Source organism: Rhizobium sp. PvP014 (assembly GCF_017876855.1).
GTDB classification, from domain to species: domain Bacteria; phylum Pseudomonadota; class Alphaproteobacteria; order Rhizobiales; family Rhizobiaceae; genus Neorhizobium; species Neorhizobium soli.
Window position 1 is genome coordinate 326,993 of record NZ_JAGIOT010000001.1, and the last position, 17,241, is coordinate 344,233.

Genomic DNA, 17,241 nt, shown 5'->3' on the forward strand with positions numbered 1-17,241 from the left:
CTTGGGCTGATGTCTGAAGGGAAGCAGCGTTGGACTGGTTGGTACTCAGCGAGGAGGAATGGACGGCGGTGCGCCTGAGCCTTCGGGTCTCGAGCGTGGCCGTCCTTGTCAGCCTGCCCCTCGGCATTCTCGTCGCCTATGTCTTGGCGCGCGGAAAATTCTGGGGCAAATCGATCCTCAACGGCATCGTGCTTCTGCCGCTGATCCTGCCGCCTGTTGTGACCGGGTTCCTGTTGCTCATCGTCTTCGGAAGACGTGGCGTGGTGGGCTCGTTCCTCGCGGACTATCTCGGCATCGTCCTCTCCTTTCGCTGGACGGGTGCCGCCCTTGCCTGCGGGGTGATGGGATTTCCCCTGATGGTCCGCTCGATCCGGTTGTCGATCGAGACTGTCGATCGGAAGCTGGAGGAGGCGGCCGGAACGCTTGGCGCCAGTCCCCTCTGGGTCTTCCTGACCGTTACCCTGCCGCTCATTCTTCCCGGCATTATCGCCGGTATGATCCTCGCCTTCGCAAAGGCCATGGGTGAATTCGGTGCGACGATCACATTCGTATCCAATATCCCCAGCGAAACGCAGACGCTGTCGGCAGCGATCTACACGTTCACGCAGGTTCCCGGCGGTGATGTCGGCGCCATGCGTCTTACCATCGTAGCGATCGCGATCTCGTTTGCGGCGCTGCTCGCGTCCGAATTCATGGCCTATCTGGTCGGACGAAAGGTGGCGGTCGAATGACGATGATCGTGGACGTGCGGCAGTCGTTCAAGAGCTTCGTGCTCGACGCATCCTTCACGTCGACAGGCGGCGTGACGGCGCTGTTCGGCCGCTCGGGATCCGGAAAGACATCGCTGGTGCGCGCCATTGCCGGCCTCTCCAAACCGCAGCGCGGACGGATCGAGATTGACGGCGATGTCTTGCTGGATACCGAACGTGGCATCTTCGTGCCAATGCACAGGCGTCGCTTCGGATATGTCTTCCAGGAAGCACGGCTCTTCCCGCATCTAAGCGTCCGTCAGAACCTTCTTTACGGAAAATGGTTCGCGCCCAAGTCAGGGCAGGTCGGAAATATCTCGCATGTCGTCGAACTGCTCGGCATCGGTCCGCTCCTCGAGCGTCGGCCGGGCAATCTTTCCGGTGGCGAAAAGCAGCGCGTGGCGATCGGCCGAGCGCTTTTGTCGTCACCCAGACTGCTCCTGATGGACGAACCACTCGCAGCGCTGGACGACGAGCGAAAGGCCGAAATCCTGCCCTATCTGGAGCGGATGCGCGATGAGACCGCGATGCCCATCGTCTATGTCAGCCATTCGGTCGCGGAAGTGGCGAGGCTCTCGGACCGCGTCGTGATGATGAGCGACGGTCGGGTGGAGATATCAGGCACACCGTCGGACGTGCTGTCCGGCAGCCAAGTGCTGGCCACAGAGCGCCGCGAAGCCGGCGTGGTGCTTTCCGGAACCGTCGAAGCAATCGATTCGGCGCATGGCTTGGCGACTGTGCGGCTTTCGTCCGAAGTTCTCGTCGTTTCGAACGCGCGGGCGCAGGTTGGACAGAGCGTCAGGCTCCATGTGCCGGAGCGAGATGTGATGCTCGCCACCAGGAAACCCGAAGGCCTGAGCGCCCTCAACATTCTGGAAGGGCAGATCGCCCAGATGGATGCTGAAGGGGAGGGCATGGTGCGCGTCAAGATCCGGTGTGGCGAAGACGTGGTTCTTGCCCGGATCACCGGCCTGTCGGTGCAGCGCCTTGCACTTCAAACCGGACTGCCCGTCTATGCGGTGATCAAGACCGTCGCCCTGGCACGGTAATTGGCCGGGTAAGCTGTGCCCGAAATAAAAAGGGCCAGCGCTGGCTGACCCTTTTCGTCTGTCTATAGGCTTTAACCCGTTCGATCAGGTCGCGACACCCTGCGGGCTGTCGGCCGACCTGTCGGGTGCACGGCTGAGCATCAGGGCGACGATCGTGCAGATGGCACCCGAAATCAGGTATCCACCGATGAAGATGATGCCGAACTGGCTCGCGAGACCGAGCGCGGTCAGTGGCGCAAAACCTGCGCCGACCAACCATGCGAGGTCGGAGGTCAGGGCCGAACCGGTGTAACGGTAAGGCTGGCTGAAGCGCGACGAAACCGAACCGGAGGCCTGACCAAAGGAAAGGCCGAGGATGGCAAAGCCGATGATGATAAACGCATCCTGGCCGGTACCGCCCGCATTCAGCAGGAACGGCGCCGTAAAGCTGAAGATGGCGATGATCACCGCACCAATGATCAACTGGCGGCGACGACCGATCCTGTCTGCAAGAAGACCGGAGATCACGACCGTAACGAGACCGAGCAAAGCACCGATGACCTGGACGAACAAGAATTTCCCGGCGCTCTGGCCACCGAAAAGTGTCACCCAGCTCAGGGGGAAGATCGTTACAAGGTGGAACATCGCGAAGCTTGCAAGCGGGGCAAAGGCGCCGAGAACGACGTCGCCCCCGTGAACGCGCAGCACTTCCAGAACCGGCTTTGCCTGCAATTCGTGCGCTTCGAGCGCATCGCCGAACTCTTTCGATGCAACAATGCGCAGACGAGCAAACAGGGCCACAACGTTGATGGCAAACGCGACGAAGAACGGATAGCGCCAGCCCCAGCTCAGGAAGTCGGCGTCGGAGAGATTGAAGACGAAATAGCCGAACAGGACGCTCGCGAGCGCAAACCCGAATGGCGCGCCGAGCTGCGGGATCATCGCGTAAAGGCCGCGGCGGTTCGGGGGTGCATTCAGTGCCAGCAGCGATGCAAGACCGTCCCAGGCTCCACCCAGCGCAAAACCCTGGCCGAGACGGAACAGCGCCAGCAGAGCCGGCGACCAGTATCCGATCGTCTCATAGCCGGGCAGGAAGGCGATCGAGGCCGTCGAGCCACCGAGCACGAGAAGCGCAATTGTCAGCTTCGTGCCGCGTCCATAGGTACGGTCGACCCACATGAAGACCACCGAGCCAACAGGACGCGCGATGAACGCGAGCGAGAAGATCGCAAACGAGTAAAGCGTGGCGGTGACCGGGTCTCCGGCAAACGGAAAGACCACTCGAGGGAAAACCAGGACCGAGGCGAGGCCGTACACGAAGAAGTCGAAAAATTCCGACATTCTGCCGATGACGACCCCGATAGCAATATTGCTCGGTTCGACCGGCTTGTCGTCGTGGATCTGCCGGGCATCCCGTTCCATCTCTGTGGATGTAGGATTGGCAAGTTGGCTCATGAATGTGTTCTCCTGCACGTCTGTTTCCACATGAGAATGTCGGGCGTACCAGCTGTCAATCAAGACGTCGCGCAAAAAGCATATTTTGGGCGGATTTTGGTGTTTTCTGAGGCACCCATGGCAACAGATGGACATTGAGGCGGAGTTGATGTTTTTGCAACGACCATCATCAATCCACACACCCCGCTTGCATTGCAGCGCGAAAAAGTTATTGCACTGCGACGAAACACCTCATGGAGATCAGTTGCTTGCTCCGTTAGGCCGACTGGACACATCGAAAGTTTCGAGCAGACCAATGTTCCCAATGTTGAAACGTCTCATCCAAATCGCTTTGCTGCCGCTTTTGGCCACCCTTTCGGGCTGCAACCTCGTCGTTATGTCGCCATCAGGCGATATCGCCAGGCAGCAGGCAGATCTGATTATCGTCTCGACCGTTCTGATGCTGCTGATCATCGTGCCGGTCGTGTTTCTCACGCTCTACTTCGCCTGGCACTATCGTCATGCGAACACCACAGCAAAATACGATCCGGAATGGCATCACTCGACACGGCTCGAAGTGGTTATCTGGGCCGCGCCGCTGGCGATCATTGTCGCGCTCGGTGCGATCACCTGGATCAGCACCCACCGTCTCGACCCGTATCGTCCTCTCGACCGCCTCGATGCGGAACGTCCGGTTCCCGCCGAAACGCGGCCTCTGACGGTTCAAGTCGTGGCGCTCGACTGGAAGTGGCTGTTCTTCTATCCGGAATACGGCATCGCCACGGTCAACGAGATGGCCGCACCGGTCGATCGCCCGATCACGTTCGAGATCACCTCGAGCTCGGTGATGAACTCGTTCTACATTCCGGCGCTCGCCGGCCAGATCTACGCGATGCCGGGGATGCAGACCAAACTGCACGCCGTCATCAACAAGGAAGGCGAGTTCGAAGGACTTTCGGCAAACTACAGCGGTGCCGGGTTCTCGCACATGCGCTTCAAGTTTCACGGCTACACGGCCGAAGGCTTCGACGGCTGGATCGCAAAGGTCAAGCAGCAGGGTACCGCACTCAACCGCGATGCCTATCTGAAGCTTGAGAAGCCGTCCGAGCGCGAGCCGATCCGCTACTTCGCGGCGGCCGACAAGGATCTCTACAGCGCGATCCTCAACATGTGTGCCGAACCGGGCAAGATGTGCATGAACGAAATGATGCATATCGACATGATGGGTGGTGCCGGCACCGAGAGCCACGAGAACCGCGCGAAACTTCAGTATGACAATCGTCGTATCGGAGATGCGGAAGGTACAAACGCCGCGACTTTCCCCGCGACTGGCACACCTGCCAAGAGCGATGAACAGCCGCACAATGAGCAAGGTCACGGCAACCACTCGATGCCGGACACGAACAATGGCGACGCCGATCCGGCGCCTGCGCAGATCAACAATTAACGGGTTGTCCCATGTTTTCCAATCCTGACATCCTGAAGTTTATCTTCGGAAGGTTGTCCTTCGAATCACTGCCGTTTCACGAACCGATCCTGATCGTGACGTTTGCGGCCGTGTGTCTGGGCGGCATCGGCGTGGTGGGTCTCATGACCTACTTCAAGCTCTGGGGGCCATTCTGGCGCGACTGGGTTTGCAGTGTCGATCACAAGAAAATCGGCATCATGTACATTGTGCTGGCCATCATCATGCTGTTCCGCGGCTTTGCCGACGCCATCATGATGCGTGTACAGCAGGCCATCGCCTTCAACGGCAACGAGGGCTACCTCAACTCTCACCACTACGACCAGATCTTCACCGCCCATGGCGTGATTATGATCTTCTTCGTGGCGATGCCCTTCGTTACCGGTTTCATGAACTATATCGTGCCGCTGCAGATCGGCGCGCGTGACGTCTCGTTCCCGTTCCTGAACAACTTCTCGTTCTGGATGACGACGGCCGGTGCGATCATCATCATGATCTCGCTGTTCATCGGCGAGTTCGCACGTACCGGCTGGCTGGCCTATCCGCCACTGTCGGGCGCCGATTACAGCCCGGGCGTCGGGGTCGATTATTACATCTGGGGTCTGCAGGTGGCGGGTGTCGGCACGACGTTGTCGGGTATCAACCTGATCGCGACAATCGTGAAGATGCGTGCTCCCGGCATGTCCTTCATGAAGATGCCGATCTTCACCTGGACGGCACTCTGCACCAACATCCTGATCGTTGCCTCGTTCCCGATCCTGACCGCAACCCTCGTGCTGCTGTCGCTTGACCGTTACGTCGGCACCAACTTCTTCACGAACGACCTCGGCGGTAACCCGATGATGTACGTGAACCTGATCTGGATCTGGGGTCACCCGGAAGTCTACATCCTGATCCTTCCGGTCTTCGGGATCTTCTCGGAAATCGTTGCGACCTTCTCCGGCAAGCGCCTGTTCGGCTATGCCTCGATGGTCTACGCGACCTGCGTGATCATGATCCTGTCCTACCTCGTGTGGCTGCACCACTTCTTCACGATGGGTTCGGGTGCTTCGGTCAACGCCTTCTTCGGCATCACCACGATGATCATCTCGATCCCGACGGGCGCGAAGATGTTCAACTGGCTGTTCACGATGTATCGCGGTCGTATTCGCTACGACGTCCCGATGCTCTGGACGGTCGGCTTCATGGTGACCTTCGCCATCGGTGGTATGACCGGCGTCATGCTGGCTGTTCCGCCTGCCGACTTCGTGCTCCACAACTCGCTGTTCCTGATCGCCCACTTCCACAACGTCATCATCGGCGGCGTGCTGTTCGGCCTTCTCGCAGGCGTCAACTACTGGTTCCCGAAGGCGTTCGGCTTCAAACTGAACCAATTCTGGGGCAAGGTATCGTTCTGGTTCTGGTTCGTCGGCTTCTACTTCGCCTTCATGCCGCTCTACGTTCTTGGCCTGATGGGCGTCACCCGCCGCGTATCGCAGTTCGAAGATCCGTCGCTGCAGATCTGGTTCATCATCGCAGCCTGCGGTGCAGGTATGATTGCCATCGGTATCGCCTCATTCATCATTCAGATCGGCGTCAGCGTCTGGAAGCGTGATGAACTGAGGGACGAAACCGGCGATCCGTGGCACGGCCGTACTCTGGAATGGTCGACATCGTCGCCGCCACCGGACTACAACTTCGCCTTCACTCCGGTGGTCCACGATCACGACAGCTGGTACGACATGAAGAACCGCGGTTATGCGCGTCCTCTTCAGGGTTTCAAGCCGATCCACATGCCGAAGAACACCGGCACCGGCGCGATCCTCTCCGGCATCAGCGTGGCACTCGCCTTCGGCCTGATCTGGTACATGTGGTGGCTTGCTGCCCTGTCCTTCATCGCCATCATCGTTGTGTCGATCGTCCATACGTTCAACTACAACCGCGACTACTACATTCCGGCGGACGACGTTGTCGCGGAAGAGAACAAGCGGACCGAACTGCTCGCTAGGCAGGTGTGATAACCATGAGTGCTTCTAAAACAGAGACGGCGGAAAACCCGCAATTCTACCTGGAAGAAGATCATCATCCGGAGAACAGCACCAATCTTGGGTTCTGGCTCTATCTGATGAGCGACTGCCTGATCTTCGCGATCCTTTTCGCCACCTACGCTGTCGTCGGCCGCAATTATGCGGCCGGCCCATCGCCGGCGGATCTGTTCGACCTGCCGCTCGTCGCGCTCAATACCGCGATGCTGCTGTTCTCGTCGATCACCTACGGGTTCGCGATGCTTCAGATGGAGCGTGGCGCCAAGGCGGAGACACTGTTCTGGCTGGGCGTGACCGGCGTGTTCGGTCTCGCCTTCCTGGGCATCGAGCTTTACGAATTCAGCCATCTCCTGCACGAAGGTGCCGGCCCGCAGCGCTCTGCGTTCCTGTCGGCGTTCTTCACGTTGGTCGGAACCCACGGTCTGCACGTTACCTTCGGTATCATCTGGTTGGTCACGCTGATGGTGCAGGTTTCCAAGCATGGCCTGATCCCGGAAAACCGCCGTCGCCTGATGTGCCTCTCGATGTTCTGGCACTTCCTCGACGTCATCTGGATCGGCGTCTTCTCCGTCGTTTACCTCATGGGAGTCCTCGGATGACCGACAAAGCACCCGCGCACGAAGATGCGCACGCAGCGCATCACGCCCATAGCCACGGGCACGAGGCGAGCCACGGTTCGCTGAAAAGCTATACGACCGGCTTCATCCTGTCGGTGATCCTGACGGCGATACCGTTCTGGCTTGTGATGGGCGACGTCTTCGACAACAAGGCTGTCACCGGCGCTCTGGTTATGATCTTCGGCGTCATCCAGATCGTCGTGCACATGATCTACTTCCTGCACATGAACACCAAGTCCGAAGGCGGCTGGACGGCGATGGCACTGATCTTCACGATCGTCATCGTGGTCATCGCTCTCTCCGGCTCGCTCTGGGTCATGCACCATCTCAATGCAAACATGATGGTCATGTCGCCGGAGATGATGAAGAACATGCCTTGAGGCGGTCATGAGACCGGTTGAGACAGACACCAATAAAAGTGGCGCGGGTCATTCCGCGCCACTTTCCCGTTCTCGCTCCCATATCATGCGGGCATTTCTGGTCTTCGCGGCACTAATTTTCGTGGCGCTCGGATCCTGGCAGGTTCAGCGCCTGTTCTGGAAGCTCGATCTCATCGCAAGGGTCGACGCCCGTGTGCATGCAACGCCGGTGGCACCTCCGGCAGCCGGCCAGTCACCTGACGATATCGAATATCTCCACGTCGCCATCTCCGGGTCCTTCGATCACACGAAGGAAGCGCTGGTTCAGGCCGTGACGAAGCTCGGGCCCGGATACTGGGTCGTGACGCCGCTGAAGCTTGAAGACGGCAGGACGATTCTGATAAATCGCGGCTTCGTGCCCCCTGACCGCAGGGATCCCTCAACCCGGGTTGAAAGCCAGACCGTCGGCGAAGCCGCCGTCACAGGTCTTGTCCGCCTCTCCGAACCCGGCGGCGGCTTCCTGCGCGAGAACGATCCGGGCAACGAGCGTTGGTATTCGCGCGATGTCGCAGCGATCAGCGCGTCGCGTGGTCTTCAGGGCGTCATGCCCTATTTCATCGATGCGGACGCAACGTCGAACCCGGGTGGCTATCCGGTCGGCGGCCTGACCGTCATCCAATTTCCCAACAGCCATCTGAGTTACGCACTGACCTGGTTTGCGCTCGCAATCATGTCTCTCGGTGCTGCGATCTTCTTCGGACGCTTGCAGCGCGCGGCCGGTTGATCCGCAACGATTTCATCTTGAGGAGAACGCGCCTTGGATACTCCCGCCATCAACGATATTGGCCTCGATTCTGATGTCGAGATCGCGGTTCGCCAGGAACTGACGCTCGTTGCACTTGGCAAGCTGCCGGCGGATACAGCGCTCCGGGTAGGGCGGCTGCTTGATGTCAGCACCCGGACATGGCGCACCGATCAGGAAATCATCATCAAGGGCCGCCGCATTGCCTATGTCGGCGATGCAGGATCCTATCCGGGCACCGTCGCTCACCGGGTGCATGAACCCGATCTGGCTGCCATTCCAGGGCTTGGAGAGGTGCACAAGCATATCGAAAGCTCGCATTTGACACCGGAATGGGAAGCAGCACTCGTTCTTCCCCGCGGCAATACCTGGACCTGTGAGGCAAGCCATGAGTTTTCGAACGTCAACGGTGCAAAGACGCTCGAATTCTGGCTGAAGGCCCGCGCGGCCGGTTCGCCGCTCAAGATCTTTCCGCTGCCCGGCTCGGCCGTGCCGCCCACAGGTTATGAGCACGGTGGCGGCTATCTCGGCTACGACGAGCAGAAGCAGTTCATGACCGAAAGCCTGATGGTTGCGGGTCTCGACGAGGTGATGGACTGGCCGGGCGTGTGGGACAGAACCAGCCCTTCCTACGACCGCCTCTGGGGCATGATCCGAGCAACGTTCGAGAAGCGCGGAGTCGTTGAAGGTCACGCGGCGGGCATTCGCGACATCCCAACGATCAACGCTTTCGCCGCGGCCGGTCTGGCATCGGATCACGAAGCCTGGACGGTCGAGGAGTTCTGGGACAAGCTGACCCGCGGCCTGTTCATGGAACTGCGCCCGCACAGTTTGCCGGAGGTCATCGCAGGTCTCCTCGAGAAGGGCCTCGCCGACTGGTCGCAGATCGCCCTGACGACCGACGATCGCAGCGCCTCCGATACTCTGAAACTCGGCGCCACTGCTTACAACGTTCGCCTCGCCATCGAGGCAGGCCTTGCGCCCGAGATAGCCATCCAGTGCGTGACCATCAATCCGGCCCGTCACATGCGCCTTACGCCGTGGGTGGGCACGATCGCGCCCGGACGTTATGCCGATATCGTGCTTCTCTCCGACGTCGATAAATTCGAGATAGCCAAGGTCTGGGCCGATGGCATCCAGGTCTCTGACGACAAGCGCTATCTGCCCGAGGTGCCCAAAATCGACTGGCCAGACTGGGCAACGAAGACCATCAATATCGGCCGCGAGCTGACAGCTGAGGATTTCGCAATCGCCGCTCACCCCGGACGCGAGACGATGACGGCTGCCGTGTTGCGGCCGTTCCACTGGACCGATGATTTCCTGACCATCGACCTTCCTGTCCAAGATGGTCTCGTTCAGCGGGATGCCGATCGCAACATAACCAAGTTCTCGATCATCGACCGGTTTTCGGGCAAGGGAGCGGTGTCGAAAATGTTCTGGCTCGGCTGCGGGCCGCGGACCCCGGATACGGGGCTTGCCTGCTCCATGGCACATGACAAGCACAATATCTGGTGCGTCGGCTCATCGGATGAAGCCATGGCCGCAGCCGTTAACGCCGTCGCTGCCAATGATGGTGGCTGGGCACTGGTTCGCGATGGAAAGGTCGTCGCGCGGGTTCGCTACGAGGTGGCGGGGCTGATGAGCTGCCGGTCGGCCGACGCTCTGCATGAGGAGATGCAGGCGCTCTATGCCGAGGGTGAAAAGGTCGAGTGGATGTTCGAGCCGAGTTTTCATCCGCGCTGGTCCGCAGGTTTCCCGGAGCGTCTCGCCTTTGCGACGCTCACCTGCGCACCCTGGCGCTGGGTTCTGGTCGCCCCGAGCGATTACGCGCCGGAGGGGCTCGTCAACGTCCAGACAGGCAAAACCCATCCGGTCGTTTTTTGACGCCGCTTCACGCTCCGAGCTTCGGCCAGGTATCCGAAAGACGGTAACCGCCCGGCCATGGGTCCGACGGATCCAGCATCAATTGATGCGTTCCGATAATCCAGGCGCGGCCGGAGATCAGCGGATAGATTGCCTCGCGATCACCGACACGCGTCGTCGACTCGATACGGCAGTGGAATTCCGAACCGATGATCGAGCGGCCGATATCGGTCTCGCCGATTGCCATCTCGCCACGCGCATGGAGAACCGCCATGCGCGCCGAGCAGCCCGTACCGGTGGGAGACCTGTCGATCTTGCCCGGCTGGATGACGACGGCGTTTGCACCGCTCAGCACGCCGTTTTCCCGGGTGAGGGGAGTTACAATCTGGCAGAAGGAAATGTGGTCCCAGCCGGCATTGTCCGGATGGGTAAAGCCGATCTGCTCGTTGGCAGCCGCGGTAATCTTCACGCCCGCTTCTGCAATTTCGCGTGCCTCGTCGGGTTTCACCTCGAACCCCAGTGAACCCGCATCGACGATGACGAAACTGTCTCCGCCATAGGCTGTGTCGACCGTCAGTGTTCCGAAGCCGGCCACTTCCAGCGACACTGCGAGCTTGTCTGCAAAGGATGGCACGTTGCGCACCGTAATCCGTTCGGCCTTGCCGTCGCGGCATTCCGCTGTGACCTCGACCAGGCCGCCTGGCGCTTCGAGCGTCATGCGTGTCACCGGCTCGGTCATGGGAATGATGCCGGTGTCGAGCAGTACGGTCGCAACACAAATCGAGTTGGAGCCGGACATCGGTGGCGTGTCAGCGGGCTCCATGATGATCCAGCCCATCTGGGCGCGCGGATCCTTCGGCGGCACCAGCAGGTTCACGTGCCGGAAGACACCGCCACGGGGCTCGTTCAGCACGAAGTTGCGCAGCGTTTCGTCACGGGCGATGAAGCGGGACTGGTCCCAGAGTGTATCGCCCGGCGGCGGGAGTACACCGCCGACGATGACGTCCCCGACTTCGCCCTCCGCATGGCAGCTGACGATGTGGATGACCTTTGATGTGCGCAACGCGACCCCCCGGCAGATGTTACCGCTTGGGTGTCATCAGGTAATGCCCGACGCCCCAGACCTCTCCCTTGTCATGGCCGAACAATCCGGCAGTGGCAAGGAAGAACAGACGCCAGCGGCGCTGCCAGAGGCAGGCGTCCTTGCCGTAGACATCCTTCAGGATCGGCTGGATTTGCCCGATCTCGCGATCGAAATTTTCAAGCCAGTGCATCGCGGTGCGGCGATAGTTGAGACCCGACCAGCGCCAGTCTTGTTCGACGGTGAAAATATCATCGAAACGCCGCGGCAGGTCGTGCGCGGGCATGATTCCGCCGGTGAAGAAATGGTGGGCAATCCAGTCCGCTGGGTTGTCGTGCTCGAACCGGTAGGACCGATCCTTGTGGGTGAACACGTGCAGGAACAGCTTTCCGTCGGGCTTCAGCCAGCCTCTTGTGCGCTCCATAAGGCCTCGCCAGTTCGACATGTGTTCGAACATTTCCACCGAAACGACCCGGTCGTAGGTCTCATCCGTCGAAAAGTCGTTCATGTCGGCGGTGATGACGGTGAGGTTGTCGAGCTTCAGCCGCTCGATTTCGCTGAGGATGTGTTGACGCTGCGGGGCCGAGTTGGAGACGGAGGTGATCCGGGCATTGGGAAAATGCTGGGCCATGTAGAGCGACAACGAACCCCAGCCGCAGCCGAGCTCGAGAATGTCCATTCCATCACTCAGTTCCGCGTGACGCACGGTCTCGGCCAGCGCGTAGGATTCCGCTTCCGCAAGCGTGGTATCGTCAGCCAGATACAATGCGCAGGAGTATTTCCGCTGTGGACCGAGAGCGAGGCTGAAGAACTCTGGCGGGAGTTCGTAATGCTGGCGGTTGGCATCATCCGTATGGGTGGCGATCGGAAAGTCGGCCATCGACCTTGCGAACGCGTCCTCGGCGGTTGCCGGCGTGGAGGCCAGCTTCCGCTTGGTGCGACCGCATAGAAAGTCGATCCCGGCAAGCGTCACGCCATCGCTTAAGGGTGCTCGTTCAGCCGTATTGATGGCAAAGGCCAGCATGTTCATCGTGGCGTTCCCTTATTGTGTTGAGAGTTTGGATCGACGGGGACCGGGGAAAAATGCGTTGACGCGCGCCTGGACGGCACGGAACTGGTCACCCCGGGATTTCAGCATGTGTTCCTCGAGCGGCGGAATGCCGGAGACGTGCACCAGCAGCCAATACATCATGACAGGCGCGAGGAGCGCGATCGCGGCAAAGCCCAGTGCGGGAAGCGCCATCAGCGGCCAGCTGCACCAGAACAGCCATTCGAAAAAATAGTTGGGGTGGCGGGAATAGGCCCAAAGCCCCTTCTGGCAGATTTCCCGCTTGGCTTCCGGGGTCTTCCGAAACTTGGCAAGCTGCGCATCGGCAACCATTTCACCGATAACGGCAATCGCCGCCACGGCAAGCGCCAGCAGATCGCCCACCTGCGGATACTCCGCCGTGTTCGAAGCGGCGCAGTAGACGGCAAGCACCAGAATGAAGGCGGCAACCGCCTGGATCTGGAGAAAATAGAAAAGGCGGAAGGAAGCGCGATCGCCCCATTCCTTGATAAGCTTTTCGTAGCGGGGATCCTCGCCACCGAGCCGCGTGCGGGCGCCAATATGAAAGGCAAGCCTTAGCGACCAGGCCGCAACGATGACGATCGCGGTCACCCGGCGCTCGACGGGACCGGCCGCCAGATAGGCCGCAGCCACGCCGCCGACGCCGACGGCCAGCGACCAGATCGTGTCTATCCAGCCGCTCGCACCCGTCGCGCGTTGTACGGCCCAGGAGATTGCCATGGCCAGTGACAGGCCTATCGCCAGAAAAATGAGGTGAATGTAATCCATTGGTCTCCTCGAACGTAGAAAGCCCGACACGTTCTTTGTGTCCCTCTACGGCTGACATAGCCAATCAGTTTCATGGGCTTGGAAAAAATGTCGCAAAAAGAAGTGATATTGCGTGAAACTCTCTATCTCAATCTCTCGTAATGATTACAGAGCCCACAGGGCAGGTGATCGATTGCTTTGGGAGCTGGGGGAATTGTATGGCATTTCGTGAGACGCATAGGACCTCGGGACGTCGACGCATCGCAGTTGTCGGCAGTGGAATATCCGGCATGTCCGCTGCATGGCTTCTGGCCAAGGCCCACGATGTTACCATGTTCGAGGCAGCCGATCGTATCGGCGGCCACAGCCATACCGTGGATTTCGACGCATCGGGAAGAACCGTTTCCGTCGACACCGGCTTCATCGTCTATAACGAGGTGACCTATCCTAATCTGACGGCGTTGTTCCGTCATCTGGATGTTCCAACCACGGCCTCCAGCATGTCCTTCGCCGTCTCGCTCGACGATGGCGGTTTCGAATATTCTGGTGGCACAGGGTTCGGACTGTTCGCCCAGAAGTCCAACATCGTCAGCCCACGCTTCTGGTCGATGATGCGCGATCTCGTCCGCTTCTACCGCAATGCTCCCCGTGATCTGTCGACGATGGGCGGTTTGTCACTCGATGACTACCTTGACCGACATCACTACGGACGGGCGTTCCGCGACGACCATCTCTACCCGATGGCGGCTGCGATCTGGTCGATGCCCGCGGGTAAGGTGGGTGAGTATCCCGCGGTCAACTTCGTCCGTTTCTGTGGCAATCACGGGCTGCTCGAACTCTGGAACCGGCCGATCTGGCGCACGGTGACGGGCGGAAGCCGGGAATATGTGGATCGCCTGACAGCTGACTTTCGCGATCGCATTCGCCTGTCGACGCCCGTCCAGGCGATCAGGCGAACCGGTGGCGGTGTTGAAATTTCCACCGGACCGGACGGATGGCAGGCATTCGACGAGGTGGTGATCGCCACCCACGCAGATCAGGCACGTCGTCTTCTGTTGGACGCTGATGACCACGAGACACGCATTCTGGGTGCCTTCCGCTATTCCCGCAACGAGGCGATTCTGCACAGCGACCAGAGCTTCATGCCGAGGCGCAAGGGCGCATGGTCCAGCTGGAATTATTCGGCAAAGACCGGCGAGGCGCAGGTCCAGCCTGCCATCACCTACTGGATGAACAAGCTGCAGCCGCTTGGCGATGCGCCGCCGACCTTTGTGACGCTCAATCCCCCGCGTCAGCCCCGCAAGGACGCCGTCATTCGGCGCGAGATCTACGAGCATCCGATCTTCGACATGGCAACCGAGCGGGCACAACAGGAAATCTGGTCGCTTCAGGGTGTTCGCAACACATGGTTCTGCGGCGCCCACTTCGGCTCGGGCTTCCATGAAGACGGCCTCCAGGCAGGCCTGGCGGTCGCGGAAGATCTTGGCGGCGTTCGGCGCCCCTGGAAGGTCGCCGAGGAAAGCGCCCGGATCGTGCGCCGGCCGCTCGGCGCTACCGTTCCGATCGAGGTCACGGCATGACGGCTTCGTTTCGGTCGGCGCTTTATCCCGGTCATGTCACGCATGCACGCATGCGGCCGAAAGAGCATCGGCTGGCCTACAGGATCTATTCGCTGCTGATCGATCTCGATGAGCTCGACGCGCTTGATCGCGGCCTGAAACTGTTTTCCGTCGACCGGTTCAATCTATTCTCGTTTCGACAAAGAGATCGCGGCGACCGCTCGGGATCCGATCTTCGGGGCCAGATAGAGCAATGGATGCGCGCCGCAGGGCTCGAGCCTGATGGCGGGGCGATCAAGCTTCTCACCATGCCGAGAATACTCGGCTGGGCCTTCAATCCGCTCAGCATCTTCTTCTGCTACGGACGCGACGGCGAGGTGAAGGCGATCCTGTGGGAAGTGGATAACACATTCGGGGAACGCCATGGCTACCTCATCCCGGCCGATAATCGTGTCGGCGGCGAGATCGTCCAGCACTGCGACAAGGCATTTTATGTCTCTCCGTTCATGGACATGGACCAGCGCTATACCTTTCGCGTGACGCCGCCGTCCGAACGGCTGTCGATCAAGATCGATACATTCGATGCCGAGGGGCCGATGCTGACTGCCCGTCATCTCGCGCACCGCCGTGATCTGACAGACCGGGCGCTTCTGAAGGCCTTCTTCGCCATTCCCTTCCTGACGCTCCGGGTCGTCGGCGGCATCCATTGGGAGGCACTGAAAATCTGGCTCAAGGGCGTGCGTTTGCGCAAGCGTCCAAAGCCACCGGGAAACCCCGTCTCCGTCACTCCTGCTGCTCCCCTACGCAAAGTGGAAATCCATGAGCCAATCTGACGAATTCACCTCCGTAACGACCGATCGCAAACCCGGAGCTGGCGTTGCCGGCTTCGGTGCGCGGGTTGTGAACCGGCTGCTGAGCGGTATCCGCTACGGTTCCATTCGCGTTGTGCTGCCTTCCGGTCGCACCATAGAGATGGCCGGGCCGGAAAAAGGGCCGGACGCCGTTATCGTCATCAAGCGCTGGCGGATGCTGAGCCGCGTTCTGCATGCGGGCGACATCGGTTTTGCGGAAGGATATCTCAAGCAGGAATGGACGACACCTGACCTTACCAATGTGATCCGGTTTGCGGCGCGCAACCGGCATGGGCTGACGCTTGCGACCCATGGGGGCTATCTCGGCCGGATCGCGGTTCGCCTGTCGCATCTTCTCAACGCCAATACCAAGCGTGGCAGCAAACGCAATATCGAGGCGCATTACGATCTCGGCAACGAGTTCTACGCTGAGTGGCTAGACCCTTCGATGTTCTATTCCTCGGCGCTCTACGAGCATCAGGGACAGTCTCTCGAAGATGCCCAGCGTCAGAAACTCGAGCGTATCCGCGAAAAGCTCGCCATGAGCCAAGGCGACAGCGTGCTGGAGATCGGCTGCGGCTGGGGCGCTCTCGCGTTGGATCTCGCACAGAACGTCAATGCCCGGGTCACCGGCCTTACTCTTTCTCCTTCGCAGCTGGCCTTTGCAAACGAGCGCATCCGGCAGGCCGGCGTCGACAGACAGGTCGATCTCCGACTGCAGGACTACCGCGATACATCAGGGCAATTCGACCGGATCGTCTCGATAGAGATGTTCGAAGCGGTCGGAGAGGCCTATTGGCCAGCTTATTTCGACACCATCCGTCGCTGTTTGAAGCCCGGTGGCCGTGCGGTTTTGCAGGTGATCTCGATCAACGAGGACCGCTTCGATTCCTATCGGCGCAATCCGGATTTCATCCAGAAATACGTGTTTCCGGGAGGGTTTCTTCCCTCGGACAGCGCGTTCACGGCAGCCGTTGAGAAATCCGGGCTTGTCGTCAGCGACATCGAACATTTTGGCGCGTCCTATGCGCGGACGCTGGCCGAGTGGCGGACGCGGTTTCACGCCGCCTGGCCGAAGATTGCGGAACTCGGTTTCGACGGCCGTTTCCGTAGGTTGTGGGACTACTACCTTTGCTATTGCGAGGCTGGCTTCGAGGAGGAAGCGATCAATGTTGGCTTCTATACGATTGAACATGCGTAATCTGGGTTTGCGAAGCGGTGCTGTCGCAGCACTCTTGTCACTGTCGGCAGGGCCGCTTCTTGCCGCTGATCTGGACGGCAACTGGGCTCGTGGCGACGGCAATGCCAAGGTCGAGATTGCGCCTTGCGGCGCCCAGATCTGCGCCACCAACACATGGATCAAGCCCGGATCGGGAAGCGAGAAGGCCGGCGACAAGCTGGTCATGACGATCGACCGGACAGCTGACGGCTCCTATTCCGGTACCGCCTTTGATCCGCAACGCAACATGACGTTCAAGATCACGGTCGTTGTCGCGGAAAAGAAGATGACGACGAAAGGCTGCGTTGCTGGCGGTATTCTTTGCCGTGCCGTCAACTGGTCCCGCATCGACTGACACAGAAAGAGGGAACGAA

Annotated in this window: 16 protein-coding genes; 12 read left to right on the plus strand and 4 right to left on the minus strand. The window is 59.9% G+C overall.

The window, feature by feature from the left end; all coding sequences use genetic code 11:
- The first annotated feature begins 29 nt into the window (after nucleotides 1-29).
- Both modB and modC read left to right on the plus strand, forming a co-directional pair.
- Nucleotides 30-731 carry a molybdate ABC transporter permease subunit gene (modB, locus tag J3A65_RS01455; RefSeq protein ID WP_092664528.1) on the plus strand — a complete coding sequence of 234 codons (702 nt, stop codon included), beginning with the start codon at nucleotides 30-32 and terminating at the stop codon, nucleotides 729-731.
- Nucleotides 728-1,798, plus strand: a complete 1,071-nt coding sequence (gene modC, locus J3A65_RS01460; protein WP_092664531.1) for a molybdenum ABC transporter ATP-binding protein — start codon at nucleotides 728-730, stop codon at nucleotides 1,796-1,798. Before modB ends, modC begins: the two co-directional genes overlap by 4 nt.
- A gap of 84 nt (nucleotides 1,799-1,882) precedes the next feature.
- Here the strand turns inward: modC and J3A65_RS01465 are convergent, their stop codons facing one another.
- Nucleotides 1,883-3,232 (minus strand): MFS transporter, encoded by a 1,350-nt coding sequence (locus J3A65_RS01465; RefSeq protein WP_062454408.1) that lies wholly within the window; start codon nucleotides 3,230-3,232, stop codon nucleotides 1,883-1,885.
- A 304-nt stretch (nucleotides 3,233-3,536) separates the two neighbouring features.
- Here J3A65_RS01465 and cyoA point away from each other — a divergent pair, with 304 nt between their 5' ends.
- From cyoA to J3A65_RS01495, 6 genes are all read left to right on the plus strand, one after another.
- Entirely contained in the window at nucleotides 3,537-4,658 is a 1,122-nt protein-coding gene (gene cyoA / locus J3A65_RS01470) for a ubiquinol oxidase subunit II (RefSeq protein WP_244473942.1), read from the plus strand.
- A gap of 11 nt (nucleotides 4,659-4,669) precedes the next feature.
- A complete protein-coding gene (gene cyoB, locus J3A65_RS01475) occupies nucleotides 4,670-6,673 on the plus strand; it encodes a cytochrome o ubiquinol oxidase subunit I (RefSeq protein ID WP_062454404.1) in 2,004 nt (667 codons plus the stop codon).
- A 5-nt stretch (nucleotides 6,674-6,678) separates the two neighbouring features.
- On the plus strand, nucleotides 6,679-7,299 hold the full coding sequence (cyoC, locus tag J3A65_RS01480) for a cytochrome o ubiquinol oxidase subunit III (protein WP_062454402.1): 621 nt from the start codon (nucleotides 6,679-6,681) through the stop codon (nucleotides 7,297-7,299).
- Nucleotides 7,296-7,697: a cytochrome o ubiquinol oxidase subunit IV gene (cyoD, locus tag J3A65_RS01485; protein WP_062454400.1), complete on the plus strand. Its 402-nt coding sequence runs from the start codon at nucleotides 7,296-7,298 to the stop codon at nucleotides 7,695-7,697. The genes cyoC and cyoD overlap by 4 nt, the downstream gene beginning before the upstream one ends.
- A gap of 85 nt (nucleotides 7,698-7,782) precedes the next feature.
- On the plus strand, nucleotides 7,783-8,460 hold the full coding sequence (locus tag J3A65_RS01490; protein WP_209898752.1) for an SURF1 family protein: 678 nt from the start codon (nucleotides 7,783-7,785) through the stop codon (nucleotides 8,458-8,460).
- A 33-nt stretch (nucleotides 8,461-8,493) separates the two neighbouring features.
- Entirely contained in the window at nucleotides 8,494-10,362 is a 1,869-nt protein-coding gene (locus J3A65_RS01495) for an adenine deaminase C-terminal domain-containing protein (protein ID WP_209898755.1), read from the plus strand.
- Nucleotides 10,363-10,369: 7 nt separating this feature from the next.
- Here J3A65_RS01495 and J3A65_RS01500 read toward each other — a convergent pair whose 3' ends face one another.
- Genes J3A65_RS01500 through J3A65_RS01510 form a run of 3 tightly spaced genes read right to left on the minus strand, consistent with a single transcriptional unit; the run spans nucleotide 10,370 to nucleotide 13,259 of the window.
- Nucleotides 10,370-11,404 carry a proline racemase family protein gene (locus tag J3A65_RS01500; RefSeq protein ID WP_209898756.1) on the minus strand — a complete coding sequence of 345 codons (1,035 nt, stop codon included), beginning with the start codon at nucleotides 11,402-11,404 and terminating at the stop codon, nucleotides 10,370-10,372.
- Nucleotides 11,405-11,423: 19 nt separating this feature from the next.
- On the minus strand, nucleotides 11,424-12,452 hold the full coding sequence (locus J3A65_RS01505; RefSeq protein ID WP_062577449.1) for a cyclopropane-fatty-acyl-phospholipid synthase family protein: 1,029 nt from the start codon (nucleotides 12,450-12,452) through the stop codon (nucleotides 11,424-11,426).
- Between the two features lie 12 nt (nucleotides 12,453-12,464).
- A complete protein-coding gene (locus J3A65_RS01510; RefSeq protein ID WP_209898760.1) occupies nucleotides 12,465-13,259 on the minus strand; it encodes a DUF1295 domain-containing protein in 795 nt (264 codons plus the stop codon).
- Nucleotides 13,260-13,456: 197 nt separating this feature from the next.
- Between J3A65_RS01510 and J3A65_RS01515 the strand changes: the two genes are divergently transcribed.
- From J3A65_RS01515 to J3A65_RS01530, 4 genes are read left to right on the plus strand one after another with little or no spacing between them, the layout of a single operon-like run.
- Complete coding sequence (locus J3A65_RS01515; RefSeq protein WP_209898763.1) at nucleotides 13,457-14,818, plus strand: NAD(P)/FAD-dependent oxidoreductase; 1,362 nt, start codon at nucleotides 13,457-13,459, stop codon at nucleotides 14,816-14,818.
- Nucleotides 14,815-15,630 carry a DUF1365 domain-containing protein gene (locus J3A65_RS01520; RefSeq protein ID WP_184656022.1) on the plus strand — a complete coding sequence of 272 codons (816 nt, stop codon included), beginning with the start codon at nucleotides 14,815-14,817 and terminating at the stop codon, nucleotides 15,628-15,630. The genes J3A65_RS01515 and J3A65_RS01520 overlap by 4 nt, the downstream gene beginning before the upstream one ends.
- Nucleotides 15,617-16,849, plus strand: a complete 1,233-nt coding sequence (locus J3A65_RS01525; protein WP_209898766.1) for a cyclopropane-fatty-acyl-phospholipid synthase family protein — start codon at nucleotides 15,617-15,619, stop codon at nucleotides 16,847-16,849. The genes J3A65_RS01520 and J3A65_RS01525 overlap by 14 nt, the downstream gene beginning before the upstream one ends.
- On the plus strand, nucleotides 16,842-17,222 hold the full coding sequence (locus J3A65_RS01530) for a DUF2147 domain-containing protein (protein WP_113110204.1): 381 nt from the start codon (nucleotides 16,842-16,844) through the stop codon (nucleotides 17,220-17,222). Before J3A65_RS01525 ends, J3A65_RS01530 begins: the two co-directional genes overlap by 8 nt.
- Nucleotides 17,223-17,241: the final 19 nt, after the last annotated feature.

Coding starts and splice junctions, on each gene's coding strand:
- modC (WP_092664531.1), top strand. CDS start 728: ATGACGATGATCGTGGACGTGCGGCAGTCGTTCAAGAGCTTCGTGCTC.
- J3A65_RS01465 (WP_062454408.1), bottom strand. CDS start 3,232: ATGAGCCAACTTGCCAATCCTACATCCACAGAGATGGAACGGGATGCC.
- cyoA (WP_244473942.1), top strand. CDS start 3,537: ATGTTGAAACGTCTCATCCAAATCGCTTTGCTGCCGCTTTTGGCCACC.
- cyoB (WP_062454404.1), top strand. CDS start 4,670: ATGTTTTCCAATCCTGACATCCTGAAGTTTATCTTCGGAAGGTTGTCC.
- cyoC (WP_062454402.1), top strand. CDS start 6,679: ATGAGTGCTTCTAAAACAGAGACGGCGGAAAACCCGCAATTCTACCTG.
- cyoD (WP_062454400.1), top strand. CDS start 7,296: ATGACCGACAAAGCACCCGCGCACGAAGATGCGCACGCAGCGCATCAC.
- J3A65_RS01490 (WP_209898752.1), top strand. CDS start 7,783: ATGCGGGCATTTCTGGTCTTCGCGGCACTAATTTTCGTGGCGCTCGGA.
- J3A65_RS01505 (WP_062577449.1), bottom strand. CDS start 12,452: ATGAACATGCTGGCCTTTGCCATCAATACGGCTGAACGAGCACCCTTA.
- J3A65_RS01510 (WP_209898760.1), bottom strand. CDS start 13,259: ATGGATTACATTCACCTCATTTTTCTGGCGATAGGCCTGTCACTGGCC.
- J3A65_RS01515 (WP_209898763.1), top strand. CDS start 13,457: ATGGCATTTCGTGAGACGCATAGGACCTCGGGACGTCGACGCATCGCA.
- J3A65_RS01520 (WP_184656022.1), top strand. CDS start 14,815: ATGACGGCTTCGTTTCGGTCGGCGCTTTATCCCGGTCATGTCACGCAT.
- J3A65_RS01525 (WP_209898766.1), top strand. CDS start 15,617: ATGAGCCAATCTGACGAATTCACCTCCGTAACGACCGATCGCAAACCC.
- J3A65_RS01530 (WP_113110204.1), top strand. CDS start 16,842: ATGCGTAATCTGGGTTTGCGAAGCGGTGCTGTCGCAGCACTCTTGTCA.